This is a genomic window from Nostoc sp. C052 (genome assembly GCF_013393905.1).
Classification (GTDB): Bacteria; Cyanobacteriota; Cyanobacteriia; order Cyanobacteriales; family Nostocaceae; genus Nostoc.
The window spans coordinates 6,456,095-6,481,217 of the sequence record NZ_CP040272.1; the positions used below are offsets into that span (position 1 = coordinate 6,456,095).

At 41.1% G+C, this 25,123-nt stretch carries 23 protein-coding genes and 1 pseudogene; 11 read left to right on the forward strand and 13 right to left on the reverse strand.

Features of this window, described 5'->3' with window-relative positions:
* Positions 1-157 precede the first annotated feature (157 nt).
* Positions 158-1,189, forward strand: coding sequence for a L,D-transpeptidase family protein (locus tag FD723_RS44215; protein ID WP_372743769.1), 1,032 nt, complete (start codon positions 158-160; stop codon positions 1,187-1,189).
* Positions 1,190-1,266: 77 nt separating this feature from the next.
* Here FD723_RS44215 and FD723_RS26655 read toward each other — a convergent pair whose 3' ends face one another.
* From FD723_RS26655 to FD723_RS26675, 5 genes are all read right to left on the reverse strand, one after another.
* Positions 1,267-1,806 carry a late competence development ComFB family protein gene (locus FD723_RS26655; protein WP_179068053.1) on the reverse strand — a complete coding sequence of 180 codons (540 nt, stop codon included), beginning with the start codon at positions 1,804-1,806 and terminating at the stop codon, positions 1,267-1,269.
* 121 nt (positions 1,807-1,927) lie between these two features.
* Complete coding sequence (locus tag FD723_RS26660) at positions 1,928-2,863, reverse strand: M23 family metallopeptidase (protein ID WP_179068054.1); 936 nt, start codon at positions 2,861-2,863, stop codon at positions 1,928-1,930.
* A 723-nt stretch (positions 2,864-3,586) separates the two neighbouring features.
* Positions 3,587-4,285, reverse strand: a complete 699-nt coding sequence (locus FD723_RS26665; RefSeq protein ID WP_179068055.1) for a DevA family ABC transporter ATP-binding protein — start codon at positions 4,283-4,285, stop codon at positions 3,587-3,589.
* 81 nt (positions 4,286-4,366) lie between these two features.
* A complete protein-coding gene (gene devC / locus FD723_RS26670) occupies positions 4,367-5,539 on the reverse strand; it encodes an ABC transporter permease DevC (RefSeq protein WP_179068056.1) in 1,173 nt (390 codons plus the stop codon).
* Between the two features lie 94 nt (positions 5,540-5,633).
* On the reverse strand, positions 5,634-6,830 hold the full coding sequence (locus tag FD723_RS26675) for an ABC exporter membrane fusion protein (RefSeq protein ID WP_372743825.1): 1,197 nt from the start codon (positions 6,828-6,830) through the stop codon (positions 5,634-5,636).
* 502 nt (positions 6,831-7,332) lie between these two features.
* Between FD723_RS26675 and FD723_RS44220 the strand changes: the two are divergent.
* A pseudogene (locus FD723_RS44220) lies at positions 7,333-7,522 on the forward strand (IS4 family transposase); the annotation flags it as partial.
* Positions 7,523-7,870: 348 nt separating this feature from the next.
* On the opposite strand, the gene FD723_RS26680 reads toward FD723_RS44220, so the two are convergent.
* The 3 genes from FD723_RS26680 to FD723_RS26690 all read right to left on the reverse strand — a co-directional run bounded on the left by FD723_RS26680 (position 7,871) and on the right by FD723_RS26690 (position 10,745).
* Positions 7,871-8,410 carry a Dps family protein gene (locus FD723_RS26680; protein ID WP_179068058.1) on the reverse strand — a complete coding sequence of 180 codons (540 nt, stop codon included), beginning with the start codon at positions 8,408-8,410 and terminating at the stop codon, positions 7,871-7,873.
* Positions 8,411-8,759: 349 nt separating this feature from the next.
* Entirely contained in the window at positions 8,760-9,116 is a 357-nt protein-coding gene (locus tag FD723_RS26685; protein ID WP_179068059.1) for a hypothetical protein, read from the reverse strand.
* 528 nt (positions 9,117-9,644) lie between these two features.
* Positions 9,645-10,745: a glutamate--cysteine ligase gene (locus FD723_RS26690; RefSeq protein WP_179068060.1), complete on the reverse strand. Its 1,101-nt coding sequence runs from the start codon at positions 10,743-10,745 to the stop codon at positions 9,645-9,647.
* Positions 10,746-11,002: 257 nt separating this feature from the next.
* Here FD723_RS26690 and FD723_RS26695 point away from each other — a divergent pair, with 257 nt between their 5' ends.
* Together FD723_RS26695 and obgE are read left to right on the forward strand one after the other, a co-directional pair.
* Positions 11,003-11,680 carry a Mo-dependent nitrogenase C-terminal domain-containing protein gene (locus FD723_RS26695; protein ID WP_179068061.1) on the forward strand — a complete coding sequence of 226 codons (678 nt, stop codon included), beginning with the start codon at positions 11,003-11,005 and terminating at the stop codon, positions 11,678-11,680.
* Positions 11,681-11,748: 68 nt separating this feature from the next.
* Positions 11,749-12,777: a GTPase ObgE gene (obgE, locus tag FD723_RS26700; RefSeq protein ID WP_179068062.1), complete on the forward strand. Its 1,029-nt coding sequence runs from the start codon at positions 11,749-11,751 to the stop codon at positions 12,775-12,777.
* Positions 12,778-13,018: 241 nt separating this feature from the next.
* On the opposite strand, the gene FD723_RS26705 is transcribed toward obgE, so the two are convergent.
* The gene (locus FD723_RS26705; protein WP_179068063.1) at positions 13,019-16,123 is read right to left on the reverse strand and encodes a PAS domain S-box protein; all 3,105 of its coding nucleotides are present in this window, start codon (positions 16,121-16,123) and stop codon (positions 13,019-13,021) included.
* Positions 16,124-16,416: 293 nt separating this feature from the next.
* Between FD723_RS26705 and FD723_RS26710 the strand changes: the two genes are divergently transcribed.
* The 3 genes from FD723_RS26710 to FD723_RS26720 are packed head-to-tail and all read left to right on the forward strand — an operon-like array spanning position 16,417 to position 18,121.
* Entirely contained in the window at positions 16,417-17,022 is a 606-nt protein-coding gene (locus tag FD723_RS26710) for a VWA domain-containing protein (protein ID WP_179068064.1), read from the forward strand.
* Positions 17,023-17,080: 58 nt separating this feature from the next.
* Complete coding sequence (locus FD723_RS26715; RefSeq protein ID WP_179068065.1) at positions 17,081-17,686, forward strand: VWA domain-containing protein; 606 nt, start codon at positions 17,081-17,083, stop codon at positions 17,684-17,686.
* Between the two features lie 27 nt (positions 17,687-17,713).
* A complete protein-coding gene (locus FD723_RS26720; protein WP_179068066.1) occupies positions 17,714-18,121 on the forward strand; it encodes a salt stress protein, Slr1339 family in 408 nt (135 codons plus the stop codon).
* A gap of 108 nt (positions 18,122-18,229) precedes the next feature.
* Here FD723_RS26720 and FD723_RS26725 read toward each other — a convergent pair whose 3' ends face one another.
* Complete coding sequence (locus FD723_RS26725; RefSeq protein ID WP_179068067.1) at positions 18,230-18,571, reverse strand: helix-turn-helix domain-containing protein; 342 nt, start codon at positions 18,569-18,571, stop codon at positions 18,230-18,232.
* A gap of 276 nt (positions 18,572-18,847) precedes the next feature.
* Here FD723_RS26725 and FD723_RS26730 point away from each other — a divergent pair, with 276 nt between their 5' ends.
* Positions 18,848-19,414, forward strand: coding sequence for a thermonuclease family protein (locus FD723_RS26730; protein WP_179068068.1), 567 nt, complete (start codon positions 18,848-18,850; stop codon positions 19,412-19,414).
* Positions 19,415-19,478: 64 nt separating this feature from the next.
* Here FD723_RS26730 and FD723_RS26735 read toward each other — a convergent pair whose 3' ends face one another.
* Positions 19,479-20,360 carry a carbohydrate ABC transporter permease gene (locus tag FD723_RS26735; RefSeq protein ID WP_179068069.1) on the reverse strand — a complete coding sequence of 294 codons (882 nt, stop codon included), beginning with the start codon at positions 20,358-20,360 and terminating at the stop codon, positions 19,479-19,481.
* A gap of 218 nt (positions 20,361-20,578) precedes the next feature.
* Here FD723_RS26735 and FD723_RS26740 point away from each other — a divergent pair, with 218 nt between their 5' ends.
* Complete coding sequence (locus tag FD723_RS26740) at positions 20,579-21,571, forward strand: hypothetical protein (protein WP_179068070.1); 993 nt, start codon at positions 20,579-20,581, stop codon at positions 21,569-21,571.
* A gap of 318 nt (positions 21,572-21,889) precedes the next feature.
* Here the strand turns inward: FD723_RS26740 and rpmA are convergent, their stop codons facing one another.
* Both rpmA and rplU read right to left on the reverse strand, forming a co-directional pair.
* Complete coding sequence (gene rpmA / locus FD723_RS26745; RefSeq protein WP_179068071.1) at positions 21,890-22,186, reverse strand: 50S ribosomal protein L27; 297 nt, start codon at positions 22,184-22,186, stop codon at positions 21,890-21,892.
* A 30-nt stretch (positions 22,187-22,216) separates the two neighbouring features.
* Positions 22,217-22,624, reverse strand: a complete 408-nt coding sequence (rplU, locus tag FD723_RS26750) for a 50S ribosomal protein L21 (protein WP_179068072.1) — start codon at positions 22,622-22,624, stop codon at positions 22,217-22,219.
* Between the two features lie 697 nt (positions 22,625-23,321).
* Here rplU and FD723_RS26755 point away from each other — a divergent pair.
* Both FD723_RS26755 and FD723_RS26760 read left to right on the forward strand, forming a co-directional pair.
* Positions 23,322-23,555: a Nif11-like leader peptide family natural product precursor gene (locus FD723_RS26755; protein ID WP_179068073.1), complete on the forward strand. Its 234-nt coding sequence runs from the start codon at positions 23,322-23,324 to the stop codon at positions 23,553-23,555.
* 305 nt (positions 23,556-23,860) lie between these two features.
* Positions 23,861-24,949: a DNA polymerase beta superfamily protein gene (locus FD723_RS26760; RefSeq protein ID WP_179068074.1), complete on the forward strand. Its 1,089-nt coding sequence runs from the start codon at positions 23,861-23,863 to the stop codon at positions 24,947-24,949.
* Positions 24,950-25,123: the final 174 nt, after the last annotated feature.

The window sequence follows — 25,123 nt, forward strand, 5'->3', positions numbered from 1 at the left end:
TTTGCCGCTGGAACAATTCGCATAGTCTTAGTGTGCCCAGAGGTGTTGGCAGATTTATCGCAGAAATGATAAGTATTGATAAATTTTTGATGTTCGGATGATGAACTCACCCAATTACTCGGCTGAATATGTCAGGGATAAACAATAGGCGATGGCAATGGTAAGAAATGAATCTGTAGGGCGTATGGTAATGCTGCTTTGTTTTGGTACAGCATTTTTATCCTTAGCTGTCCATTGGCGCATTACTACGGCGGAACGGCAGTCTGAAAAGTCTGTATCTACTTCGATGCGGCGAGATTCTATCCAAACCAATCTTAAGGGAAGCCGGCCAGAGGGAGTCTATAAAAATCTTTCCCAGGTAAATTTAGGGGAAATTGCGTTGGGTGCATCTGTGCCAGATGATGAAGCTACCCAAGGCTCGACTGCCCAGAGGACGTTTACACCAAAGTCCTCTGCGATTAAGCCTCAAACTAAATCAAAAATAATTAAGAAGAATTTAGCGAAAGCAACCACCCGTAGGGCTTCTACACTCAAGTATTCTGCTATTAAGTCTCAAACTAAGTCAAAAATAATTAAGAAGAATGCAGTTCGGGGGGTTTCTACACTCAAGTCTCCTAATATTAAGCCTCAAACTCAGCCCAAAATTATTAAGAATAATGTCGCTAAAGCAACTGAACTACCAAATCAGACGCGGCTAGTGGCGCAAGTAGAAAGACAAAATCCAGTTGTGGATAGTTGGCCAAAAAGTCTATGGTCTCAGGCTTCAGCTCAACAAATACCATCTAATCGGTTGGCAAATACTAAGACGCAAGTGGTGGTTGATTTAAGCGATCGCCGCACTTATGTATACGCAGGGGATGAGGTAATAGCCAGCTACCCCATTGCTGTTGGTAAGAAAGGTTGGGAAACCCCTACAGGTTCTTTCCAAGTGATCCACATGCGGCACTATCCAATCTGGCGTCACCCAATTACGGGCAAAGTATTTCAAGCTGGTACGGATAGTCCCTTGGGAGACAGATGGATTGGTTTTTGGTCAGATGGACGGAATGAAATTGGCTTTCATGGCACGCCAGATATTGACCTAGTAGGAACGGCTGTATCCCACGGTTGTTTAAGAATGCGTAATGCTGATGTCCGATTGTTGTATGAGCAAGTAACTATAGGTACAACAGTCGTAGTACGTGATTAATGAATTAAGAGTCATTAGTCTTTTGTCCTTTATCTAAAACAAATGACTAATGACTAATGACTAATGACTCTTAATAATTATAATTTTTGCTCAAAGTTAGGTGCATAAGTTTGTAGTAAAGCACTAACTTGGCGTACAACCTCATTCCCAGTGTTTTTACCCAAAGCTTGCCGTTCTGGGAAGAAGTTGGGTCGATCGAGGTAACGGTTAATTGCCTCGCTTACTTGCTGAGAAATTAAGTCTTGCAGTTGTGCCTGAGCTGTTTGGCGCTGGAAGTTAGCACCTTCTTCTGTAGTAGCATACAAAGGTGGTAGGCGATTGAGAGCGTAAGCAGCAATATCTCCGACATCTAGAGAACTTTCGCTCGTGGCTTCAATTTCTGCGACTCGTGCGATCGCTTCTGTTAGCACTAATTCTTCCATAACGTTAATGAATTGTTTGCGAGGTACCGCCACTACCTCACCAGTCAATAGCGCACCCATCAGCCGATCCAGCGCCATATACTCTTCAATTGAGAGTTCAGAGGCGTTGTCACAGATTCTACCGACTTCTGCTTCCATTGCTGGTGTCAAATAACCATCCTGGAGAGCTTGTTCTACAATTTTTTCGATGCTCATAATGCTTATCATCATTTATGTTAGCCAAGCAAGGTAGGGACGGTATCAATTCAATTTGTTTTGCCTAATTATCAGCAAAAAATATACAAATTATGCACAGACGTGATTAATTCCGCCTCTACTAGTTAACGACTTTAGTTTGCCAAGGTTTTGGATCAATAGACTGTCCGTTGACATACAAACCCCAGTGTAGATGTGGCCCTGTAGCAGCACCCGTTGAACCGACTGCACCAATTAGTTGACCAGCTTTCACAAAATCACCTTCTTTAACGTTAATACGACTTAGGTGCATGAAAATACTGGTTACTCCTTGACCGTGGTCAATGCCAACTACGTTACCGTGTATCCGAAACCCTTGGGATACCCTACCTACCAAAGCAACTCGCCCATCAGCTGGGGCAATTACTGGTGAGCCGGTAGCACCAGCGTAGTCAAGACCACGATGATAGTAGTCCTTTGCAAATGTACCATTATAGTAGCGACGTACACCATAGTTTGTACTCATTCGCCCTGCATTTGGCTTTAGGAATACTCCATTCCAATACTTTTCTGGTGTTTGTAGCGCTTTAAAAGCTGCTACGCGCTTCAGTTCATATTCTGTAGCATCCACTCCGGCTTTGCCTGGTGGCAAAGTAATGCGTTGTACGGGGAATTTGCGATTAAGCACATTCACTGCCAAGTTTTGTACTTGACCATCTCCCGCAATCCGAAGTGTTCTATTTCCAGCTGTTTCTAATGGAGTTGTCGGAACAAAAGCCCGATACTGATTGGGTGCAATTTCAAAGGCTGGGTATGTATTCTTACCACTAGCTACTGTTGGGTTTGTACCATTTTCTGGATTATCTAGATTAATCTCCACTGAAAGTGTATCCCCTAATTTTGGATTAATGGGAGTCACCTTTACTTGTAAGGCATCTACAGGCAATGCCAAAGCGATCGGGAGAACAGCAAATATTGCCTTGAACACATTTATTGCACGACAATTGGTTGTCAAAGTTTTGACATCAAAACCGAGCAACTTTTTGTTTGAACTACTAGCGCTATTCTCAATAATCATATAACTACAAAAAATCCCTTGCTTGTGTTGGAAAATAGACTAGCTTATAATCGCCAGTGTTTCCTGCTTGAAGCCGATGTTGTTGACAACCATAAATTTTCGGAGATTCTCCAGATACTTATGGATTGCAAGGGCTAATCATTTATCTGTAATTTTAGTGAATTGGTTTTAACTCTAATAACCAAGGTGTATGAAATTGAGAATGAGCATAAAATTTAGCTAGATTGATGGCAAAAATGCTCTCATGGCTTGTTATATGTGTCACTTGTTAAGCAACAAAGTAAATCCGTTGTGGTTACAGTCATTACATAAATAATACTTGAAGAAAATCTTGGAATCAACTGGACACTTTTTCAACTGGACACCAATATCACATTGTTAAGTTGAAATCGGTATGGGGAAATTACTTAAACTAAGTAAATTGACGAGGATAAATTAAACTAAGTAAGTCGGCATAATAAAACCAAACTGTGTGAAGAAAAGTAAACAAGGTTCAAACCCTTTCTCACCCTGCTCCCTGCCCCCTGCTCCCTGCCTTATCCCAACAATAATTATTTACGCCGACTTACTTAGATTAAAGAATGTAAATATATTAATATTTGCTCTTAATAGCGCTTTAACGCCAAAAAAACCACAATTTTAATGCACAAATTTAGTCTGCAATCCCATACTTAAGATTTACTTTATAAATCGACTCTGAATGATGAAATACGGTAATCAGCTTTAGGTTGATAGTGTTACTTTTGACTTGAGTTTGCCATCTTCCATATCAACAATGCGATCGGCAATGTCTAGGATGCGGTTGTCATGAGTAACCATTAAGATGGTACAGCCTTGTTCTTTTGCCAGTTTTTGCATGAGATTAACTACATCTCGTCCCGATTGACTATCAAGGGCGGCGGTGGGTTCATCTGCAAGGATTATTTGAGGATGACTGACTAAAGCACGAGCGATCGCTACTCGTTGTTTTTGTCCCCCAGATAGTTTATCAGGATAGTAATGCAAATGGTTTCCTAATCCTACCTGCTCTAACATCTGAGATGACATAGCTAGTATCTTTTTTGACCCAAGATGTTTATGTAATTCCAAAGCCATTTTGACGTTTTGGAGTGCCGTTAAACTACCATGCAGGTTGTGTGCTTGGAAAATATAACCGTTACGGCGTCGCGCCTGCACTAGTTGTTCAGCACTTGCACCACAAAGTTCTCGTCCCAACACCCGCAAACTACCAGATTGAGTACAACGCAAGCCACCCACTAATGTCAGCAAGGTAGTCTTTCCCGAACCAGAGGGCCCAGTCATCATAATAATTTCACCGGCGTTAATCTCTAAGTTGATGTTAGATAAAACTTGCTTGCGGAGTGGGCCGTGACCGAAGTGATGGTCGAGATTCTGGATGGTGATGATGGATTGACTAGTCATAAATAGATCGATTACTCGTGACGATCGTCATTGGTCATTTGTCCTTTGTCCTTTGCAAATGATCAATGACCAATGACAAATTTAAAACATATCAGCGGGGTCGGTGGCTTGGAGTTTGCGGGTAGCGATCGCACCAGAAATGGTACACATAAGTATGGTCAGCACTAATACCTGCAATGCCCGAATCGCAGTCATGTACATGGGCAAATTTGTAGCCGTGCGAGTCAATTGGTAAAGTGCTAAAGACACTCCCAATCCAGGGAAGAAGCCCAGTGCTGCTAAGATTAACGATTCTTCAAGCACTACACCTAATAAGTAATAATTGCGATATCCCATTGCTTTAAAGGTGGCGTATTCCCGAACGTGGGCATTAACATCGGTGGAGAGGACTTGATAGACAATAATCACACCTACCACAAATCCCATCGATACACCCAGGCTAAAAATAAACCCAATTGGGGAATTTGTTCTCCAGAAATTATTTTCAAATTCAATAAATTCGGCGTGGGTTAATACTTTGACATCATTTCTGAGGTAGGCTTTGAGCATTGCTGCCACTTTTTTCGGGTCATAGCCTGGTTTAAGAACAATCAAACCTAAACTGACACTGTTGGACTGTCGCCCAGAAAATAGCCGCAAAAAGTTCTGATCGCTGGTAATCAAGTTGCCATCAGAACCAAAGGAAGCCCCGACTTGAAATAAACCACTAATGGTAATGGTACGCCGTTCTATTTCGGTAGTCAGGGTTTTACCTTGGTCAATTTGAGCGATCGCTTTTTGATAATCTCCTCTTGCACCACGATCGAACAAGACGGTATCGGGTAATTTGATTGCTTGCAATTGCTGGTTAACATCGGGTAAATCAAAAGCTGGTTTATCTGGGTTAAAACCAATAACTAACACCCCCGTCTCCCGATGCGTTTGGGGATTCTTCCAGATTGTGTTGTTGAAATACATTGGTTCCGCCGACTTCACCCCTGGTATATCCATTGCTTGGTAAAGTCGTCGACGAGAAAATGTAGACAAACTTGGCAAGTTACGGGCTTGGGGACTAGTTAAAACAATGTCTGCTTGCAAACTGCGATGCAGTCTGGTGTTACTGTCATACAACGCAGTTTGAAAGCCTAGCTGCATGAACATGAGAAGATCCGCAAAAGCAATACCTGATAATGCTACAAAAAGACGGCTTTTTTCATGATTCAGTTGCAGCCATCCTAGAGGGGTTCGCCGTCGCAGTTGTTTGAGCAATCCCATGATAAGAAGTGGGGAGTGGGGGGATGAGGGAGTAAGGGAGTAACGAAGAAGAATTAATAACCAATGACTAATGACAAATGACTAATGACAAATTTCACAATTCAATTACTGCCTTAACCTGCATATTGCTTAAGGTCGCAGCTTTTTGGCTGGAGGCTTCATCTAGTCGGATATGGACTTCTACTACTCTGTTGTCGATATTGCTGACGGGATCTGTGTTAATGACATTCTGCCGTCGCACTTGTAAGCCTTTGCGATCTACGATTCCCTGTAATTCAATTGGCAGAAAATCACCAATTATTCGCACTTGCTGCCCTGAATGTACTTTGCCGATATCGCTTTCGTAGACTTCGGCGATGACATACATCTGGCTAGTTTGTCCGATATCTGCAATACCATCATTTGAGACTAATTCCCCAGGATGAGTATGGATCTCAAACACCTGCCCGTTTTGGGGCGATCGGACCTCTGCCTGTTCAAGATTGACTTTTGCCAGATTCATCGCTGCTACAGCACGATTAATTTCCGCTTGGGCGGCTTCTACATCCACTCCGCGCACTTCAGCGATTTCATCGAGTGTTGCTGTAGCTTCTTTAACCTGTTGTTGGCTAGTTGATTGGGTACGACTTAATTGTGCTTGGGCTTCTTGCAAGCTTTTTTGGGCAGTTTCCAAGTTTAAACGCTTACTATCCCGTTGAGAAGCGGAAATTGCGCCTTGTTGATATAGTTGCTGATAACGTTCGTCTTCTGCTTGGGCGTTACGCACTTCGGCTTGAAATCGCTCAATTGTCGCTGCTTGGGCATTTATATCACCTTGGCGTTGGGCTTCTAGACGGGCGATCGCAGCTTTTTGGGCGGCAATTTCACCGCGTTTAGCACCTGCTTTGGTGCGGTTTAGGTTAGCCTGGGCTACTTTTACCTGTTCTTGTGCCTCTTGTAAAGCTGCTTGGAGGCGATCGCGGCTGTTCAAAATTGCAATTATTTGTCCCGCCTTTACCCTATCTCCCTCCTTTACCAACAACTTTTCTACTCGACTTCCTTCAGCTGACACCGCAGCAGAGAGTTTAATTACCTTTCCCTGTGGTTCAAGCCGTCCTAAAGCTGTTACCGTTTTTAACTGTGGTAATTGTGTTGCTGGCACTTGTGCCTCTGGATTTGCATAATTTTGCCAGCGTTTTACTATATAAAAACTTATTCCGCCAACCAATAAAGATGCAATTATACCTATAGCAACGGATGGACGCAGAATAGACTTAGGGAATGTTCTGTACCCTAGCTTTGAGTTTCGCACCATAGATTACCTCTTAACTAGTGGCGCAGAAAAAAGAACAGATTAGGCTTTTCTCCGTACTTGTTTGCTAATTCCTACTTTTTGAATCAGTTATTGTTGATTCATCACTTCTAAGTGCATAAAATAATTTAGAAATTGTTGAGATTTTACTTAGATAAAGTGATTTAGCTGGCTAGGATAAAAACGAATATCTCTACCAAATTATGAGGTTTATATTTTTAGCAAACTACTTTTGTTTTATGAAAGTACTCAGGTATAGTAAACGGTTTTAAATTTTCGGGTTGTAACAGCGCCAACAATCATAATCAAATTAAGTAAATAACAAAAAATATTTGGTGTAATTATGAGCGGTGGAAATTTATATAAAATTTTGATGCTTATAGTGTTTACCAATCATATTAGGTACATCATATTCCCCTCCTCGCTTGCCTACAGTGTACATACAAGTCTTCCTCAAAGCGTTACCCTTTATGCCGTAGAGATTAAATCTTCTGTTGAAATTGACACCCAAAAACTGCAAAATCCTTATCCACAAGGTTGTTTGCCTTGGGCTACTCGGTTTGGGTGGATTGTCTGGATATCTCTCTCAACGACCTCCGGGAATGCCTACTCTTGTTCGAGGTTTACGGCAATTTGAATCTATCTTTTTAGGTTGGAAACTTGCTCAGGGTGGACTTGTGTATACACGGTAGCCAATACATCGGGGGGATTATCCTGGTGGATTTCTCACTTGTGAGAAATCCAGGAGTGTGGGAGGATGGGGAAGAATTCTTACCCCCCGCACTCCCCACACTCTTCTTTCCTCTGAAGCCTACACTATGCGTGAGAAATCCGGGATTAAAGGGGATAATTCGACTTGTGTGTACACGGTAGGACTTCAAGTGGGGGAGAAATCTAAGTCATTAGCACTAATGACTAAATCGGCGGGCGGCTATCCCAGACACCCCTCTTGTTGGGATAGGATTCCCGCCGATTTTCGTTGAGGGAAAAATCAATCCTCTCTCAACTAATTTCACAGTCAGACATTCCTCAGTTAAGAGCTATACACCTACAGGAGTCTTAGCTTTTGCTGCTGGCTTTTTACCATCTGGATCTAATGCTTCCCCTTCAATAAATGAACGCAGCATCCAAGCAATCTCCTCATGCTGTTCCAGTAGTCCAGTTAAAAAGTCAGCAGTTCCTTGATCGTGAAACTTGTCACCAGACTGATCTACATGATCTCTTAAGTTACGAATAACCTGCTCGTGGTCATCCACTAGATTAGCTACCATCCCCGTAGCTGTGGGAACATTACCAGCATGTTCCTTGAGGGTAGCAAGCTTGAGAAATCCCTCTAAAGTGCCAACGGGATAACCGCCCAAAGCACGAACCCGCTCTGCCAAGGCATCAATATTTAAAGTCAATTTTTGGTAGTGTTCTTCCCAAAGCTGGTGCAAAGAGCGGAACTGAGGGCCGACGACATCCCAGTGGTACTTTTTGGTTTTCACCAACAATAAATATGCATCTGCCAAATCTTGATTTAACAGATTAATTACACCTTGACGCTGTTCTTCGGTCAAACCAATGTTTATCGCGCGCATTATTTTTCATCCCTAAGCAAACTTATTTATTAACTTCCCAAATTTTCTACCTAATCCACATCAACCAAAGGAAGCATTATGAGTTTAAATTAATTATCACATTACATACTTGTACCTATGTCTTAATAGGTAGTATCGCAAGGCAGAATTAAAAATTCAAAAATAATACAGCTTTGAACTCAAAACTAAAGTTTTTATTTCTTCTTTTATACACCCTACACCCTTTTCTTGTAAGAAAACTCCGCAAAGTATCTAGCCTATTTCCCTAAGTTTCTAACAATTAATAATGGGCGATCGCGTAAAAGCGATCGCCCATTACTACCGACAAGTTACCAAGATATTAACTCTGTTACTTACCTGTAACTTTATCCAATAAATTCTTTACATTTTCTTCTACTGAATTTGCGCTCTGCGAATTTCCAGGATTCTTTTGTTGGTCAATATCAGCATCTCCCTGAACCTCATTAAGTCCTTTGTTAGACTCCTTTTGAACCTTTTTCAGTCCCGCTGGTGGTTCTTTAGCAGCTTCGTCGGTTTTGCGCTGAATATCAAGTAGTTGTGTAGTACCTTCGGTAGGCTTACTTTGGTAGCTATCGATTGCAAAAGCAGGAAAAGCATTAGAAAATAATACTAGGGCACAAGTAAAAGCCACTACTAGAAAACGTACTGGACGGAAAATAGATAAAACAGAAGCAATAGTCTTCATTTGAAATCCTCGTTAACAGCTTTAACAACGCAGAACTTTCACAGAAAGAGCGAAGCACATACCCTTATTTAGCAATTTGAGCAATAATAAAAATTGTCAGCTACGCTTCAATCTAGAAGTTCTTGAAAAATGAACCTGAAGTTCAAATTTAAGCTCTTCTTTTCAGGTTCCTTGCTTATACTTTTACTTTTAAAATACTAATGTCTGCATCAATCTCTAGAATGAAGTTGACTATATCTTTAGTTGTAATAAGATCAATCTCTAGGTATATCGACTGAATCTTTAATGGCTCTGCTATTGATGTTCAGTTAGCTCAACTTTATCTAATCAAAGAACTTTTTGGATTAATACGGTTCAGTTCAACCCAAAATCTCTAGTAGAGACGCATTAGCTTGATGGGGCGAAGCTTTGCGTCTCTAAAAGTCTAAAATCAGTAGCACAAATCCTTCACCCAAGCGTATTGCTTTAAGCACTATGCACCTGAGACAATTTCTATCAAGTATGAATTTATACAGAAAATATTTTCCTTTAAACTTGATAAGTCTGCCTTATTACCTCTTCTATTGAACTTACGCGATGAAACATTTCTATTAATTCATGGGATCTTGTTTTTCGCTTTGCCAGCAGCACTTTTAGTGGTGTTAAATAATGAACATCTGAATCATCTCCCAAAGCGACTTCGGCTGCTTGTAATACTTTTGTCGCGTTTCCAAAAATATCCTCGTTGTCAAAACCTTCTTTTGCAGAAAGTTGATGTAGTGCAGCATCAGGTACAGTTGCTCTACCCAGCAAAGTTTCATCTAAAACCAAGCCTTTCAATAATGCCAGCAAAGCCGCATAGATTAAAAAATCATCACAACTATCACAAGCTTTAAATTCTATACGTCCTACTTCAGCCGGAATACGGGCGATTTTTGTCAAAGAAGGTATGCTATTAATCAGTTGTTCTTGTTTCTGAACAAAAACTAAAGTTGCTGGCCTTTTTCCAGTTCTGATAAATGTTCGTACTGATAAACCATTCCATAAACCTCCCTGATAAAAAGGAGAACTATAACTAAAAGGGACAATATATGGGCTGTAATAAGTTAACTTTTTACCAATATCAATCACACTTTCTATAGACAATTCTGCCACTGAAATATTTAAATCTGGCCCATAAGATACCATGTGAATATTAGCAGTTTGTTCGTCAGGATAGGCTTCTAGCTGTTTGATTTCATAATTGTTTAACGGGGGTTGAGGCTCAAAGGCTGGATTGTAGGGATTGAAACTAACCAAAACTGGTGATAACCCAAAATTATTAGCAACTTCACGCAGTAAGCGAAAGCTTTCTGATAATTCAGTAATAGCACCTTGAATATTAGAATGGATAGTTGTTCTAATTTCAATACCTTTAACATGACAGTCTATCACCTCATCTGAATCTGCAAATCTTTCAAATCCCTCAATATACCATCTCTTCATCTTAATCCCTGCATCCCCTACACGTAGTTGAGGATAGTCGCTGGGGTATATAGGTAGCCTTTCAATAATTTGATTTAACTCAGCAAATTTTATGTGGGAAAAATCAGCAAATTTTCCTTCTTTATTTAAGAAAGCGACTTCATGCTCAATGCCAAAGAAAAACATTATGTATACCTTAATTGCTGAGAATTAACCTAATATAGCAATCCTAAATCATTCCTGAAAATCAGAATAGAGAAACGTCAGTGAGATTTAGCTAACAGATTTGCATCCTTACAAACTCCATCATTGTGTAACGCAACTTACAGTCTTGAATCTTATTTATTTTTGAATTGTGAATTTTCTCTGCTCCTCCCACTACCTTCATAGTCACTGGTTAGGGTAGCTTAGTAGTGACTGAGGAAAGCTTGAGACGTGAGTTTATGACAAGTACCGTTCAATCCCCCTACAGCAGCGAACAGATTGCCGCTTGGTTGCGTGGACTGCTAACCATTGCTTGGGCAGATGGTAATTTTGACGATCAAGAACAGGAATTAATTGCCAGCATCACTAAAGATGAATTAGCTCTTGGGATGAAATGGGACTCACTAGAGGTAATTACGCCAGAGGAATTAGCCGCAGTGTTGGGTAAAGGTACGCCAACAGCGGAAAATTTTTTAAGGACAGCGGTGATGGTAGCGATCGCAGATGGTACTTATTCTCCCAGCGAAGATGAGGTTCTGCAACAGTTCTGCCAAGCCTTAGAACAGCCAGAGAATTTTCTGGAAGCCCTTCGCCACACCCTAGAACACCCAGAGCAAATCACCCCCACTACCCTCACAACTGGACTTACAAAGCGTCAAATAAATGCACTACACCCACTGCGTGACTGGCTGGATGGGTTAGATATCCAAGATCCAAGAGTAGCCCGCTTTTTGTGTAAAATGATTCCCTCTCAGTGTCCCTTTGAGCGGGATGTCACCTTATTTGGACGCAAGATTGTCCATATCCCACCGATGTGTAAAATTAATCCGTTGTATGAGCAACTGGTAGGCTTACGTTTTCGTGCCCTCTCTTATCTAGCAGACAAATGTGGTGAAGATGTTTCAGCATATATTTAGTTAAAGTGGAGAGTGAGGAGTTATAATTTTTAACTCCCAATTCCTAACTCCTCACTCTTAATTTAAGTATGCAATTTATCGACCAAGCAAAAATTGAAGTTGAAGCTGGCAAAGGTGGCGATGGTATTGTCGCCTTCCGGCGAGAGAAGTACGTGCCCACTGGTGGCCCCTCTGGTGGTAATGGGGGGCGAGGCGGTTCGGTATTTTTCGTTGCCGATGAAAACCTACAAACCTTGCTGGACTTCAGATATAATCATCGCTTTCAAGCAGAAAAAGGTACTCGTGGTGGGCCAAAGAACTGCACTGGAGCCGCAGGAAAGGATTTAATGATCGAAGTTCCCTGCGGTACAACCATTTATGATGCTGAAACTGGTGAATTGCTGGGGGATTTAATTAAGCCTCAGCAGACTTTACTGATTGCCCAAGGTGGTAAAGGCGGACTAGGAAATCAGTATTTCTTAAGTAACCGTAACCGCGCCCCAGAATATGCCCTCCCCGGATTACCAGGGGAAATAAAGCAGCTGCGCCTAGAATTAAAACTTTTAGCAGAAGTAGGGATTATTGGCTTACCCAATGCTGGTAAATCTACTCTAATTTCATCTTTATCAGCAGCACGACCAAAAATCGCAGACTACCCCTTCACAACCCTGATCCCGAATTTGGGTGTAGTGCGGAAACCTACTGGTGATGGTACTGTTTTCGCCGATATTCCCGGACTAATTGCAGGAGCGGCTCACGGGGCTGGGCTGGGGCATGATTTCTTGCGCCATATCGAGCGCACACAGGTGCTACTTCACTTGATTGATGCCACTAGTGATGATGTGGTTAGAGATTACAACACAATCAAGGAAGAATTAAAAGCTTATGGACAGGGTTTAGCAGAACGTCCGCAAATTTTGGCACTGAATAAAATTGATGCAGTCGATCGCGAAACTGTCGATTTGGAGGCGTTAGCCACCCAACTTAATCATCTCTCCTACGCCCCCGTTTTTGTAATTTCAGCGGTTACTCGCACCGGATTAGAGCCGATGTTACAGGAAATTTGGGGAATTCTCGACCAAATGAAAGTTCCTGAAGCAGTGGAGGTATTTAGCTGATCAAAGAGGTAGGGGAGCGGGGAGAAGGGGAGAAAGATTCGCTGATTTCCTGAGAATCCGGGTTTCAAGCCCCTAAATTTATTTATGCCCAAAATTTTAAATATTTATTTCGAGACGCGCAGCGCGTTCGTGCAGCGTATGTAGAGAGAAATAATGCATTCCTTAGTTTACGCCCCTACATTTATGTATGAGTTTCTCCCCCTGCCCCCCGCCCCCTGCTCCTTGTCCTCTTGATGACGAATTATGTTGACGTATCCTGGCTCAAGGGAATCTTAATCACAAACTCAGCGCCTTGTCCTGGCTGCGAAATACATTCTAAGAAACCGCCATGTCTTTGTGTGACAATCTGATAGCTGATGGCAAGTCCCATCCCCGTACCTTTGCCGATGGGCTTGGTGGTAAAGAAGGGATTAAATAGTTGCTTCTGAACATCTTCTGTTATTCCCAATCCATTGTCGGCAATCTTAATTGTTACCAGATTTGGCTCTTGTAGTTGGGTACAAATGTAAATTGTCGGAATTGGGAATTGAGAAGAGGCAGGGGAGCAGGGCGCAGGGGGTAAGGGGGAGAATAAAAAATTACCTCTTTCCCCTCTGCTCCCTGCTAAGTGCCCCTCTGCTTCTTCTAAAGCATCGATCGCATTTGACAAAATATTTATGAATACTTGATTTAGCTGCCCAGCGTAACATTCAACCAAGGGTAGTTTGCCATACTCTTTGATGATTTTAATTGTCGGGCGTTGGTCATTACCCTGGAGGCGGCTTTGCAAAATCATCAGAGTACTGTCGATTCCTTCATGAATATCAACAGCTTTCATTTCAGCTTCATCCAAGCGCGAAAAAGTTCGCAGGGAAAGCACAATCTCTCGAATCCGGTTGGCCCCACCTTTCATTGAGTTGATTATTTGCGGCAAATCTGATTTCAAAAATTCCAGTTCGATTAGTTCTACAAAATCCTCAATTTCTGGTACAGGTTCAGGATAATGACTTTGGTAGAGTTCTAAAAGTAAAAATAAATCTTGGGTGTATTCCTGGGCAGGCGTGAGGTTGCCATAGATAAAATTGACCGGGTTGTTGATTTCATGTGCCACTCCTGCGACTAGTTGACCTAAGCTGGACATCTTTTCACTTTGAATTAAGTGAGTCTGGGTATGTTGAAGTTCCCGGAGTGCAACTTTAAGTTCTTCGGCTTGTTGTCTTAGTTGCGCTTCCGATTTTAAGAGGGCTTCTTTAGCTTGTTTGCGTTCTGTAATGTCCCTAGCAACAGCTACCTGACAGAAAGGCTCTCCTGTTTCAGGATGTTTAACTATAAACAGGCTGCAATCAGTGGGAATTTCTATACCTGTTTGAAAATGTCTATGGCGAAACTCGCCTTGCCAGAAACCATGTTGCAACATCAAAGGAATAATTTGTTGCTGAAACTCGGCAAAAGCTTCTGGTGAATGAAAATCAACCACTGATTTTGTTTTGGCTGCTTCTAAGCTACTAAGTCCCAACATCTTGAGTCCGGTTGGGTTCACATAAGTAACTTGCCCTTCCATTGAAGAAATGCCAATAAAGTCACTGCTGTTTTCAATCAAGGCGACAAATTTTTGTTGTTCCTCTTCGGCGCGTTTGCGTTCTGTGATGTCTAACACCATTGAAGCAACGCCAATCACCTGCCCATCAGGAGCCACTAACGGATTGTTATACCACTCACCAACTATTACTTTGCCATCTTTAGTGATGTTCTCATTAATACTAAAACTTCCTCCGCGTTGTGTTAGCAGGGCGGTGATAATCTCATTTACGTGCTTTTTAGCATTTTCAGGTATTATGACCTCAAAACAATTCCCCACCATTTCCTGTGTGGTGTATCCAAAGATTTTTTCTGCCGCCCGATTCCATGTCTGAACCTGAAATTTGGTATTCCATTCAATAATGGCTAAAGGTGTTTGCTCAATCAGCAATGCTAGTTTTTGCTGTGAAGCCCTGAGTTCTGCCTCTGCTTGCTTGTATTCGGTAATGTCGCGGTAATACCAAATTCTACCGTAATAGTCTCCTAAAGGTGATATGTCATCACAAGCCCCTAGCTGTTTATGCACAGGTGCAGAATAGCGCTCAAAAATCTTTCCAGACTTCAGGAATATTTCATCACGGCCGCTTTTGTCTGGATGCTGGTAAAGATATTCTGTTTTAGCGAGAAATTCGTCTGGATTTACTAGTTGCTCTAGCACCCATCTCAAAATTTGACGAGCATCACGTGTTTGGAGTAGTGCGGCAGGAATTTGCCATAACTGGGAGAATTTCTGATTGGATGATGTAACTGTACGATTTTCATCAATAATCAGAATTCCATCGATGGAAGCTTCTTGTTGAGCTTGGAGTAAAGCATTAGTGCGGTGTAGGTTTTTCTCTGCTTGTTGGCGTAAGCGCAGCATCGCTTGCTGTTCGCTGATGTCTCGAAGCAACCAACGCCAGCCGACCTGCTGACCCTGTGAATCATACATAGCAACCATCTTGATACTCGCAGGGAAAACTGTACCTACTCGTAACTTTAGATGGACTTCCCAATCCTGTACCTGCTGCAAATTTGCCAATTTGGCTATGACAGTTTGGTGGTCTGCTTCAGCGACAAAGAGGATGAATGGTTTACCGATGAGATAGTTTTGTCTTACAGACAGTAAGGCTCCACTTACATAGTTAGCCTCTTTGATGATGCCGGCGACATCAGTCACCAAGTAAGCATCTGGGGCCAAATTAAACAAGTCCTGGTAACGCTGCCGCTCTAATTCCGCCGTTTCGTGAGCGATCGCTAATTTTTCGTTTTGTTGGCGCAGTTCTTCTTCAACTATCTGGAGTTCTTCGAGGGTTTCCCGAAGTGTCTTGCTATTTTGTGTTTGTTCAGTAATATTACTAGCTCTGCCACTCACACCGGGAATTTTACCGACTTCATTTTGTAAAATGATGTCTCGAATACTACCCACCAGAAATTTATTACCAGTCTCATCCTCAAAGCAAGACTTTTTTGTAGAGATGAGATGGGTTATACCCTGAGCATCAGTAAAAATATCCTGGTTCTCATTAGTAATATTTGTAGTGAAAACCAGTTCATCTTTTTCCCGAAACACATCAGCTTCCGTTTGCGGCAAAAAATCATAGTCGGACTTACCAATTAATTCTTCTCGGCTATAACCGACGAAATCACAGTAGGTATCGTTAAGTAATACCCAGCGATGTTGACGGTCTTTGACAAAAATTGGGTCAGATATGCCATTGATTATCTGATGCAGAAACGTCAGACAGAAGTTTTGCTGCTGCGTGTTTTGTTTTGGCGCAGGGTTATCTAAGAATCTAGGATGGTTCATACCCGAATTTATCTCTAAAATCAAGCTAAACAGCTTTTGTTTAGCTGAGTGTGTGTCAGCATGAGTAGTCTTTATTATTCCCAGACTAGCTACAAATGCAACAGGGGATTGGGGCTGGGGATTGAGAAAATTTTGTTTTCTTTGTTCCCAAAAAGATGGGCTACGCCAACGCATTCATCGACTGTGACGTGGCTTTTTGAGTAGCATAATTGATACGAAACCTTAAAATACTTACGGTGTCGTTAAATTCCTGGACTAGACTAGAACCACAGGGTAAGAATCAAAGGAAAATTATGATGAGCGATCGCGACTATACCTTAATCATCGACAAAAGCGGTAGTATGTCCACACCCGATCAAGTGGGTGGTAGAAGTAGATGGGAAATCGCCCAAGAGTCTACTCTCGCTTTGGCCAGAAAGGCTGAACAGTTTGACCCCGATGGCATCACAGTTTATGTGTTTTCTGGTAGATTTAAACGCTACGATGATGTCACCTCAGCCAAAGTCGCGCAGATATTTCTCGAAAATGACCCTTCTGGCACAACAAACCTAGCAGGTGTACTCCAAGATGCACTCAATAACTACTTTCAACGCAAAGCAGCCGGTAAAAGTAAGCCCAACGGAGAGACAATTTTAGTTATTACCGATGGTGAACCAGACGATCGCAAGGCTGTATTTGAAGTAATTATTCATGCTACTCGCCAGATGGAACGTGATGAAGAATTAGGAATTTCGATCATTCAAGTAGGTTCAGATGCCCAAGCAACTAAGTTCCTCAAAGCTTTAGATGACCAGTTGCAAAGTGTCGGCGCTAAATTTGATATTTGTGATACCGTCACTTTAGACGACTTAGAAGAAATGAGCCTTGTAGATGTATTAACAAACGCAATAACTGACTAATGGTTGATCGCCCACAATCAATCTAGTAACTGTTTACTATTAACTGGAGAATTTAATAATGCTAGAAAATCGTGACTATACTTTGATTATCGACAAAAGCGGCAGCATGGCAACCCAAGATCAAAAGGGTGGTAGAACTAGATGGGTTGCGGCACAAGAATCTACTTTAGCCTTAGCTAGCAAGTGTGAGCAATTTGACCCCGATGGCATCACCATCTATGTATTTTCTGGTAAATTTAAGCGATACGAAAATGTGACATCTAGCATAGTACCGCAAATTTTCCGAGAGAATGATCCTTCTGGCACAACTGATTTGGCAGGTGTGTTAAAACACGCAACTGATGATTATCTGCAACGCAAAGCAGCCGGTCAAACCAAGCCAAATGGTGAAACAATTTTAGTGGTTACTGATGGTGAACCGGACGATCGCAAAGCAGTCATGAGAGTAATTATTGAAGCTTCTCGCCGCATAGATCGAGATGAAGAATTAGCCATTTCCTTCATTCAAGTTGGCACAGATCCACAAGCTACTCGCTTTCTCAAAGTCTTAGATGATGAACTCCAAAGTGCTGGTGCTAAATTTGATATCTGTGACACCATTACTATGGAAGATATGGAAGATATGAGTCTATCAGAAGTGCTACTTAATGCCATTAATGACTAGCCATAACATTTATTAGGAATTGCCACAATGGATTCCATTGATAAGCTATTAGCTGAACTCCAAACTGAATACAAAGAAGTAAAACCACAACAGCAGCAATCAAAATCAGCCGCAGCTAAATCGTTTATTCCAGCGTCGCCAAAGTCAGCATCTTTTATGGATAACCTTTTGGCAGAAGTCAAAGCTGGTTTTGCTGAAGAGGATGCTGCTATTGAATTAAAAAGACAGCAAGAACTAGAACAGGAACGAATTCGACAAGAACAACTTAAAGCGAAACAATTAGAGACTTTGAAAGTTCAAGCAAAACAATGGTTATCTAAAGTAGATCCACTTTCGTCTGAAGGACTTTGGTTTGAAAGGTTTGCTGAAAGTTATCCCTCAAAATTAGAGGCAGCAATTGAATATTTACGAAACAACGAAGAAAATAATTCGTAATGACGCTGGCGGACTCGCTACCGCTACGCTAACGTAATTCGTAATTTGAAAAAATTTGCTAGTTAAAATTGAAAGTTAGCAATTATTATTTATTACTTATGCTCAATATTAATGGTGATTTGGTCTAGCTAAATGTTTCACAGCCCATTCATGCATAGCATAGAGAATTGGTTGCAAAGTTTCTCCTAAAGGCGTTAGAGAATATTCTACTTTGGGTGGAATTTGGGGATAAACTTCTCGATGAATAATGCCGTCTTCCTCCATTTCTCTGAGTTGCTGAGTTAGCATCTTTTGCGTAACTCCAGGTAAAGCGCGTTGCAACTCACCAAAGCGTTTTACGCCAGTCATTAATTCTCTAATAATCAAAACTTTCCAGCGTCCGCCAATCACCTTTATCGTAGTTTCTACTTCACAAGTCAGCCTGAAATGGTTTTCTGCTTCAGCTTTCATAGGTTTTTAGGAATAGCCTAACTCAGGTTTGCTGGGTAGTAATGCTAGTTATCTGATTTTTACTTGTTTTAGATTTTCCATAACTAGTGTAGCAGTTACGGGAATCTGACAAGTTTTTCATAAGGCTAACCTATTGAGTGTTTGCACTTTAATAGAATAAATCTGTCGCATCATCTTTTGAATTTTGAATTACCTGTGGCAGTATGTCAACAGTTAACAAATATATCTTTGTATTTTGCTATTATCATCCCACAGAGGTAATGCAGGTAAGTTTGGATGGAGAGATTAACTAAATCAGTACGATTTTGGCTTTGTGCAACTATCATAATTTGGGGTTTGATGGGCTGCGATCGCTTTATCGGTAATTCTGGAGAATCAGTTGAGCGAGTGAGTGATGGCGATACGTTAGTAGTCAAAGATACCAACGGCAAAAATTTCACTGTGCGCTTTGCTTGTGTAGATGCGCCAGAAATAGCTCATACCAACAAAGAAAAACAGAGTAAACGCACTAGCGATCGCAATCAATTTACTTGGGGTGTAAAAGCTCAAGAACGGGTGCAACAACTGGTGCAACAAGGAGGCGATCGCGTAACTTTGAATATCACCGATAGCGATCGCTATGGACGCAAAATTGCCGAAGTCCGTTTAAAAAATGGCACTTTTGTCCAACAGGTATTGTTGCAAGAAGGTTTAGCAAAAGTGTATCGTCCCTATTTAAACAAATGTCCTAGTAAAGACTTAGTTCAACAAGCCGAAGCTGAAGCGAAAGAACAACGGCTTGGCGTTTGGAGTGATACTAAATTTGTGAATCCTTGGGAATATCGCAGCCTATATAAAAAGTAAAACAGGAGTCAGAATTCAGAACTCAGAATTCAGAATTGGTGAATACTCTACGCATAAAGTATCCCTATTCTTCTCCCCAAGTTTGTAATTGTAAATATACTAGTACCAGTGTTACAGCTAATAACACTGTCGCGGCGGCTGCTGCATAACCAAAATCAAATTGAGCAAAAGCCTCTTGGTAAATGTAGTAAACCAGCAAATTAGTCGAATTCAGTGGGCCGCCACCAGTCATCACATAAACTTGCTCAAAACTCCGCAATGTAAAAATCGCGGTAGTAATGATGGCAAATATCACAGTCGGGCGCAATCCAGGTAGAGTAATATACCAAAATTGTTGCCAAGCATTTGCCCCATCCAAATCTGCTGCTTCGTAACGACTGGGCGGAATTGCTTGCAACCCTGCTAAAAAAACTACCATATTGAAACCGAGTTGTTTCCAAATACTCATTAAAATAATTACTGGCATTGCCCAAAATGTGTCCCCTAGCCAAGGTATAGCTGGAATGCCAAAAAAATCTAAAAGTCCGTTAACTGGCCCTGATGTCTGAAACAGCCAGCGAAATCCCAAACCGGCTGCCACAAGTGAAATAATTGAAGGTAAAAAATAAGCACTCCGCAGGATTCCCCGCAAGGGAATGGAGCGATTTAATAGTACTGCCAATCCTAAAGAGATAACTAAACTGGGAATGATGGTAGCAACAGTAAAATAAAAGGTATTACCCAGAACTTGCCAGAAGTCGGGGTTGAGTAGCAAGCGCCAATAGTTTTTTAAGCCTATCCAATAAATACCTTTTAAGGTGAAACTACCAGCGGTGAAACTGAGGTAGAACAAATAAGCGATCGGCCAAATGATAAAAACGCCTAGTAAAATTAGCGCTGGTGTGAGAAAAATCCAGGCTGCTACTGTATCGTTATCCAACCACGACTTAGGGTATATTTTTGGCATCTATAATTTTTCCTTTTAGCTATTATGACCCTCTGCCCTGATTCTACTCTTAGCTTGGTTTTTTCTCGCATTAGCGATCGCTTATCCCTTGAGAAAATTTAGTTAATTCTCAGCATTTTATCAGGTATCTATGGTAGTCAAGACTACAGCCTATATTTAGTTTGTCTTAAGCGCTATTTTAGAAATATTAAAAAGCTGATTAGCTACAAATTTCAAATATGTCAAACAATAAAGAATTTTCATCCGAAAAAAGCTCTTCCGTGAAAAATGTCCTGATTATAGGAGCAGGCGGCTATATTGGCGGAGCGCTATGCCGTAAGTTTTCTCAGACAGAAGATTTTGCCGCATTGGCACTTGTGCGACCGAGTAGTGATATTGAGGGTATAAAGCCTTTCTGCAAAGAAATAATCCGCTCTCAAGAGGCAGATATTTCCAGCAATGATGTTGCACAAGCAATTCGCAAACATGATATTACAACAGTAATTAATGTAGCGTGGCACATACCTCTAGAATCAACCAAAAAAGCTCAATTCGCTTTCGACCGTATACCATTAGAAGCCGCTTTACACGGTGCTAGTGCAGTTTCGCCAGATATTCATGTAATTACAACCAGTGGGAATTTCTCTTTGATTACCACCAATGGAGGACGAATAACAGAAACGCCTCCACCCAAAGGTTATAAACTGCCCGAATATTTAGTATGTCTTGACTTACTAGCAGGTGTAAATGTGTTGAAAGATGGGCTAGTAGAAGAATATATCAGCAATGGCGGTAACGCCTCGATTGTATATCCTTCATCAGTGTATGGTTCAGCCCCAACTCGTGGCGGTTTCTGGGATTTTGCAATTCAGCAGTTCATTACAGGGAAACCACACCAAGGCTCTCAGCCATTTCCACCAGATTTTATGACCGCGTGGATTCATGTTGAAGATTTAGCAGACTGCTACATTGGCGTAGCGCGATTTGGCTCCAAAGGAGGACATTACCTTGCTGCGCCTGAAAATTTGAGTGTTAGCCAAGTGTCAACTTTATTTGCCCAAGCTGCTCAAGTAGAATTTCTGGCGCCAGTCTTTGAAAACAAAGACAAAGTTATATTTGATGATTCTCATACTAGAGAAGTACTTCAACTTCAATGGAAGTATAAAGTGGCTGATGAGATAAAAGGTTGGGTAGAGAGAATAAAAGAGTTAGGAACTTATTTTTTAGAGTAAGTAAGGGATAAAATTTAAACAACTGCTATGAATATTAATTAATATTTATGGCTCTTGCGTTAGTTTTATGGTAGGGCATTAAAATAGCCGTTTTATAGAAAGACTCAAAAATTTAAAATCCAGTCATAGCAAGGAACATAGGCTTTGATTAGATTTTATTTATTATTCCACTCCATAAAAGGAACTGAAATGACACAAAAGTTGCATGACCTAAAAATGGGGAAATTCCATCAAATTCAACAGCCTACGTTGTACCCCATTTGAACGGGAAACGCTATAACTAGCAATTAGGGTGGGAATCATGCCCACCCTAATACTCTAGCTTGCTACTGCTTCAGCAGGAGCCGCCTCAACAGCAGCTACAGGTAAATAAACACTAACTTTTTTACGGGTTTTGCCTTTTCTCTCAAAGGTTACAACACCATCGATTAAGGCAAACAGAGTGTCATCGCTACCAATACCGACATTGTTCCCAGGGTGGAATTTAGTACCACGCTGACGCACGAGAATGTTTCCTGCACGTACAACTTGACCGCCATAACGCTTAACACCCAGACGTTGAGCATTAGAATCACGACCGTTACGTGTACTACCTGTTCCTTTCTTATGAGCCATAATTTCCTCTTGTGTATCTACTTCTTTTTATTATTCAGCAGCAGTTTCAACTTCTTCGGCAGGAGTCTCATCGATAACGGGGGTTTCTTTCTCCGGTTCTCCTTGGGCAGCAAATACTGCACCGTTAAGGGTGATGGAGTCTATCAAAAGTCTGGTAATTTCCTGACGATGCCCCCGTTTTTTGCGGGTTTTCTTTTTCGGCTTCATTTTGTATACCAAGACTTTACGACCTCTGTAATGTCGCAATACAGTCCCTTCTACAGTCGCCCCCGTCACTAGTGGCTGCCCAATGGTGACTTCGCCATCGTGCTGCACGAGCAATACGGAATCTATTGTAACTTTTTCATCTGGTTCAATCGCAAGCAGTTCAATGTCGTAAAACCGACCTGGCTCTACTCGTATTTGTTTGCCGCCAGTTTCAATAATTGCGTAGGTCATGGAATTGTCCTTGAGGTTGCCGTACAGGTAGCTGGTTTTTATCTCTTATGGAGACGTTTTTGCCAGCCTTTGTAATATGTCTACCTGATCCGAGCAGGAATTAGACAGACAATCTAACATACTATTTTATTAATAGGCGTAAAGTCAAGCTCCAACAGGATTTTTTGGTTTGGCATTGCTGTCTCAATACTTGTCGGGTTTTGGGGAAAAGGGAAAGAAAAAACCTTTAACCTTTACCCTTTAACCCAAACCCAATTCCGAGTTAAAAATCCACAAAGCGAGCAGTATTGATTGCTGTCTAGTCTGCCTGAAAATGAAAACTCATTTTTCAAGAGTGGGGAGGAATTAGCCAACAGTTGTGATCGAACAGAATTCAGGAGCGGAGCCGGAGACATTTCCGTTAGCTCCGCTCAGAATGGGCTAAACCTTAGCTATCCGCTAATAGAACGAATTTTGTATGACTGGTGAATACTTTTTAGATAAAAATTGCTACTATCTTAGGGCTTAATTTAAAAAAAGTAACATTAAGATTAGCATAAAAGTTATATTTTTTTATCAAAATCAACACATTTTTCTTCTTTGTTTTAAGATCAAATGTAAGATCGAATAATTTAGAAACTCTTGCAAAAGTTAGTGAATCTTCAAAAGTTAAATTACCACATTCAAACCTGATATTTCAAACAGGAGATTGATTGTCATGACACAGCAAAATGCTGCTCGACTTTTTCAAGCTGTAAAACAAGATCAAGCGTTACAGCAAAGACTCAAAGCAACAGCCGATCCAGAAGCCTTCATCAAGATTGCTCAAGAGCGTGGCTATGATTTCACCTCCAGAGAACTGGATAGTGAAATTAGCAAATTATCTGAAGAAGATTTAGCTGCTATTGTCAATCCAGGATGGGGGACTAGACGCCACATTTATCCTAGATAATTCTTGCTCTGGGAAACCGAAAGTATAGAAACAACTGAAATGACAAGTTTTGCTCCTGAAGGGGGTACTGTTGCATCATCTCCTTTAGGGGCATTCTTGTTAAATAAAGGCTAAGATCCCCGACTTCTGTAAGAAGTCGGGGATCTTATTGTTCACGAATGCTTCAGTAGGGCTATTATTTGCCCATCTTTGGCTATATGTTGTGACACAATCTATGCAATAAGAGTTAAAAATTATTTCTCTACTCTCCATCTCGCTACCTACTTAGCTCATGAGTTAAGATGGCTATATTTTAATCAGGTGATATGAAAAGAATAGAAGTTGAGCAAAGAACTATTTTAATTGGTTTGGCTGGTAGCCACGGCTATGGTTTAAATCGTCCTGATTCCGACTTTGATTATCGGGGAGTATTTATCGCGCCTAAAAGATATTACTTGGGATTTGACCACATAGAACAAAAAGATGGTGGTTGGGATGAACCAGGAATATTTCCATTCGTTGATGGTAACAAAGACACGGTTATATATGAATTAAGAAAAATCCTCCAGTTATTAGCGGGCGCAAATCCCAATGTTTTAGAATTACTCTGGTTAAATAATTATCCTTTTTTAAGCGCAGTCGGACAGCATTTAATCGATCATAAGCAGCTATTTCTGAGTAAAAAGGTAAAACATACTTACACTGGTTATGCCTTTGCCCAAATTAAAAAGATGGAAACTCATCGGAAATGGCTGTTAAAGCCACCGCAAAAAAAGCCAATACCATCTGACTTCGCTATAGAAGATGAAGCACCCCTCAGTAAAGATGAGCTAAATGCTTTTTTGGAGTATCTTTATAACTTAATCAGAGGACGAATTGAATTTCTGGAAGAAGCGGAACAATTATATCAATTGTTGACAGCAGATATTGATTTTAAAGGAGTGCTAAAACAATATACTTTACCTGATGAAACTTTAGAATATACCCAAAAGTTAACCAATAGCCGTAAAGATTTTATCCGTCTACTTCAGAAAAGCCAAAGCTATCAAATAGCTTTAAGAGAATGGAAGGCTTACTTATCTTGGCAGGAAAATAGAAATCCGGCTAGAGCAGAAATGGAAAGAAAGTCGGGTTTTGACCTCAAACATGGAATGCACTGCATTAGATTGTTACGCAGTGGAGTAGAAATATTGCGGCGAGGTGAAGTGATTGTAGATAGGAGAATAGCTGGTGATTTTGAGGATTTAAAAGCTATTTTAAAAGGTGAGTATTCTTATGAGCAGGTGATGAAAATGGCAGAAGATTTGGTTGCAGAAATGGAAGTTGTTTGCGAACAATCTACCCTACCTCATAAACCTGATTTAGAGAAAATTAATGAGTTGTGTATGGGATTGGTGGAAATGCAGGATTGGTAAATGCAAAAGTTAGGAGTTAGGAATTAGGAGTTATTAATTTCTCACTCATAACTCCTAAGTAGGTGGATCTAAATAAATATAAGATAGTTTGTGATTGCGTTGGCGTAAGCCTTCCCGCAGGGTACGAAGTGTTCGCGGAGCGTCTCGTAAAGCCTACGGTATAGCTTCGCTTAG

Excerpts from the sequence above, each read along its gene's own strand:
- FD723_RS26710 (WP_179068064.1), top strand. The coding sequence starts at position 16,417 with ATGATGAGCGATCGCGACTATACCTTAATCATCGACAAAAGCGGTAGT.
- FD723_RS26695 (WP_179068061.1), top strand. The coding sequence starts at position 11,003 with ATGACAAGTACCGTTCAATCCCCCTACAGCAGCGAACAGATTGCCGCT.
- FD723_RS26760 (WP_179068074.1), top strand. The coding sequence starts at position 23,861 with ATGAAAAGAATAGAAGTTGAGCAAAGAACTATTTTAATTGGTTTGGCT.
- obgE (WP_179068062.1), top strand. The coding sequence starts at position 11,749 with ATGCAATTTATCGACCAAGCAAAAATTGAAGTTGAAGCTGGCAAAGGT.
- FD723_RS26705 (WP_179068063.1), bottom strand. The coding sequence starts at position 16,123 with ATGAACCATCCTAGATTCTTAGATAACCCTGCGCCAAAACAAAACACG.
- FD723_RS26685 (WP_179068059.1), bottom strand. The coding sequence starts at position 9,116 with ATGAAGACTATTGCTTCTGTTTTATCTATTTTCCGTCCAGTACGTTTT.
- FD723_RS26720 (WP_179068066.1), top strand. The coding sequence starts at position 17,714 with ATGGATTCCATTGATAAGCTATTAGCTGAACTCCAAACTGAATACAAA.
- FD723_RS26690 (WP_179068060.1), bottom strand. The coding sequence starts at position 10,745 with ATGTTTTTCTTTGGCATTGAGCATGAAGTCGCTTTCTTAAATAAAGAA.
- FD723_RS26715 (WP_179068065.1), top strand. The coding sequence starts at position 17,081 with ATGCTAGAAAATCGTGACTATACTTTGATTATCGACAAAAGCGGCAGC.
- rpmA (WP_179068071.1), bottom strand. The coding sequence starts at position 22,186 with ATGGCTCATAAGAAAGGAACAGGTAGTACACGTAACGGTCGTGATTCT.
- FD723_RS26735 (WP_179068069.1), bottom strand. The coding sequence starts at position 20,360 with ATGCCAAAAATATACCCTAAGTCGTGGTTGGATAACGATACAGTAGCA.
- FD723_RS26725 (WP_179068067.1), bottom strand. The coding sequence starts at position 18,571 with ATGAAAGCTGAAGCAGAAAACCATTTCAGGCTGACTTGTGAAGTAGAA.
- FD723_RS26755 (WP_179068073.1), top strand. The coding sequence starts at position 23,322 with ATGACACAGCAAAATGCTGCTCGACTTTTTCAAGCTGTAAAACAAGAT.
- FD723_RS26680 (WP_179068058.1), bottom strand. The coding sequence starts at position 8,410 with ATGCGCGCGATAAACATTGGTTTGACCGAAGAACAGCGTCAAGGTGTA.
- devC (WP_179068056.1), bottom strand. The coding sequence starts at position 5,539 with ATGGGATTGCTCAAACAACTGCGACGGCGAACCCCTCTAGGATGGCTG.
- FD723_RS26730 (WP_179068068.1), top strand. The coding sequence starts at position 18,848 with ATGGAGAGATTAACTAAATCAGTACGATTTTGGCTTTGTGCAACTATC.
- FD723_RS44215 (WP_372743769.1), top strand. The coding sequence starts at position 158 with ATGGTAAGAAATGAATCTGTAGGGCGTATGGTAATGCTGCTTTGTTTT.
- FD723_RS26660 (WP_179068054.1), bottom strand. The coding sequence starts at position 2,863 with ATGATTATTGAGAATAGCGCTAGTAGTTCAAACAAAAAGTTGCTCGGT.
- rplU (WP_179068072.1), bottom strand. The coding sequence starts at position 22,624 with ATGACCTACGCAATTATTGAAACTGGCGGCAAACAAATACGAGTAGAG.
- FD723_RS26740 (WP_179068070.1), top strand. The coding sequence starts at position 20,579 with ATGTCAAACAATAAAGAATTTTCATCCGAAAAAAGCTCTTCCGTGAAA.
- FD723_RS26665 (WP_179068055.1), bottom strand. The coding sequence starts at position 4,285 with ATGACTAGTCAATCCATCATCACCATCCAGAATCTCGACCATCACTTC.
- FD723_RS26655 (WP_179068053.1), bottom strand. The coding sequence starts at position 1,806 with ATGAGCATCGAAAAAATTGTAGAACAAGCTCTCCAGGATGGTTATTTG.